This is a genomic window from Planomonospora algeriensis (genome assembly GCF_977012225.1).
Window position 1 is genome coordinate 1 of the sequence record NZ_CDRNDK010000659.1, and the last position, 2,739, is coordinate 2,739.

A 2,739-nucleotide genomic window follows, 5' to 3' on the forward strand; every position below is an offset into this window, starting at 1 on the left:
CCGGCGCGCGCGCCGGCTCCGCGCCCGGTGCCCCGGCCGGACCGCGTCGTCGATCACCTCGGGCGGGACGGGGAAGGCCTCCTTGATCAGGTCCGCCAGCTGGGCGGCCTTGCCCCGGTCGAGCATCTGCATGATCATCGGTTGGGGGGCGAACAGCCCGATGCACAGGCAGGCCAGGGCGTAGGCGTCCGTCTCGACGCCGTGCCGGTCGCGGGGCGCGGCGAAGGCGGGGTGGCCGAGCGTGGCGCGTTCGCGGTCCTCGGCCAGGGTCGCGACCTCGTAGTCGATCAGGACCAGGCGGCCCTCGGCGGTGACGAGGATGTTGTTCGGGTGCAGGTCGCCGAAGACCACCCCGCGCCCGTGCAGGGACTCGACGGCCGCGCGGACCCCGGGCAGCACGTCGAGCACCCAGGCGGTGTAGTCGGCGAGCTCTCGCGGACCGCATGAGGCGCGGGTCAGCGGATACCTCTGCACGAGGAGCCGCTGCAGCGGGTTGCCGTCGACGAACTCCTGGACCAGGAAGTGGTGGCCGCCCAGCGTGAAGTAGTCGACGAGCGCGGGCACCGCGTCCAGTCCGGACAGCCGCTCCAGCATGTCCCGCTCGTGCGCCAGCCGGGTCACGGCGTCCCGGTCCACGGTGTCGAGCCCGGCGTACGGGCGCGCCTCCTTCAGCACCACCCGCCGGCCGGTCCGCACGTCCCGGCCGAGGTAGACCCCGCCGCCGTTGGAGAACTGGATGACGCTCTCGATCTCGTACGGCAGGCCCGCGGTGGTGACCGCGTTGCGTGCGGCCAGGTGGGGTTCGAGGAAGGCCGGCAGCGTCACCCACGAGGGAAGGCTGAAGGAGGGGCCGCGGACGTCCGGGACGAGGTTGCCGTCCCCGTCCTCGAGGGCCAGGACCGGCTCGCCGTCGCCTCCCGTGCAGTGGCGCGGGACGAAGCCGCCGTACCGCACGAAGAGCGGGCCCTCGCCGTACCGGAGGTCGCTGAGGATGTAGGGCCCCCGCACCCCCCGGAGCAGGACGTCGAGCTCCTTCAGGACGAGTTCGAGCTGACCGTCGTCCAGCGGGTAGACCGTGACCAGCTTGCCGCTCGATCCGCGGGCGGCGGCCTTGGAGTTCAGCATCGTCATGACCGGCCGGCTGCGCAGGAACTTGAACGGGATGTCCCGCGGCACGCAGTAGTCCCACACCGCTTCCATGGCGCGCTCGGCGTCCTCCACGCACGCCGACACGTGGATCTTCCAACCCTGCGGCGGCACCACGGCCTCGGCGGGTGCGTAGTGCATCCACGTGTCGGTCGCCTGGTGGCTCCAGCCGTCCGGGACCTCCCGGGACGCGAGGGGGAAATCGGGATGGCCGCCGCGGCTGCCGTCAAGGGTGTCGTAAAAGAGCGGATCCGCGAGGCAGTAAAGCTCGTACTGGTCATTCACGGGGGTCTCCTTGCTGGCTTCCACAGAGAGAATCCCGGACGTACAGGTCCATTTCCAGTTACAAGTTCCATCGCTCGCATATGCATAATTCACAGGTCCGGCCGTGAGGATGTGCGGCGATTGAGGTCGCGCCGCTGAAGTGAAAGTTATTCAGGAAAATCGACGGGGGCTTCGGCGATCAGCCGGAACCAGCCGTCCGGCCCGGCCGCGGCGGGCCGGATGACGCCGGCCGCCCTGAGGCCGGGTTCCGCCGGATCGCGGAGCACGGGCGCGGGGAGGGCTCGGCACCTGGCAAACTGACGCCGAAATGAGATTGCGCGTTACCTCCGCTTGGGAAACCGTTGAGGCGTGCCAGACGTTGTTCGAACGGGGAATGTGGCCTGATGGTTCATCTCGTAGGCGGGGTTTAAGCCGGTATGGTGCTTCATGCCATGAATCAGGACGATCGACTGGGCCCGTACCGACTGCTGCGGCGGCTCGGTGAGGGCGGCATGGGCGTGGTGCACCTCGCCGTCGACCCGCAGGGGCGACAGGTCGCGGTGAAGGTCCTGCGCTCGGAGGTGGCGGGCGACGACGTCGCGCGCCGCCGGCTCTCGCGCGAGGTGGAGACCATGCGGCGGGTGCGCAGCGAGTACATCGCGGAGGTGCTCGACGCCGACGTGACCGGCCACCGCCCCTACATCGTCACCCGATACGTCGCCGGCGACCCGCTGGACGAGGTGGTCAAGCAGGAGGGCCCCCTCGACCTGCCCGCGCTGCTCCAGGTAGCCCACGGGGTCGCCTCGGCGCTGGCCTCCGTGCACTCCGTCGGGGTGATCCACCGCGACCTCAAGCCCGGCAACGTGCTCATCCTGGACGGCAGGCCCGTCCTCATCGACTTCGGCATCGCCCAGGCGGTGGACGCCACCCGGCTCACTCAGACGGGCATGTTCATCGGCACGCCCGGCTACCTGGCCCCCGAGATCATCGAGGGGCACGAGGCGGGACCGGAGGTGGACGTGCACGCCTGGGCGGGCACGCTCGTCTTCGCCGCCACCGGCCAGCCGCCCTTCGGCAAGGGCACGCTGGAGATGATCTTCTACAACATCACCGCGGGCCGGGCGAACGTGGACGGCGCGCCGCCGGAGCTCCAGCCGGTGCTGCGCGCCGCGCTCCAGCGCGACCCGTCCAAGCGGCCCCCGGCCGCGGAACTGGCCGCCGAGACGGCGCGCCTGCTGGCCAGGACGGGCGGGGGCCGCCCCCGCGTCCCTGACGAGATCACCACCGTCCCGAGCTTCGACGACCCGGGCGCGGGCGGTCACGCGGGTC

Annotated in this window: 2 protein-coding genes; one reads left to right on the plus strand and one right to left on the minus strand. The window is 71.0% G+C overall.

What is annotated here, in order from left to right; all coding sequences use genetic code 11:
* Positions 1-1,431: class III lanthionine synthetase LanKC (lanKC, locus tag ACWJ6R_RS34105; RefSeq protein ID WP_449066167.1), on the minus strand; the 1,431-nt coding region annotated here is incomplete at its 3' end.
* A 431-nt stretch (positions 1,432-1,862) separates the two neighbouring features.
* On the opposite strand from lanKC, the gene ACWJ6R_RS34110 reads away from it, so the two are divergent.
* Positions 1,863-2,739 (plus strand): serine/threonine-protein kinase (locus ACWJ6R_RS34110; RefSeq protein WP_449066168.1); only part of this gene is annotated, 877 nt, incomplete at its 3' end.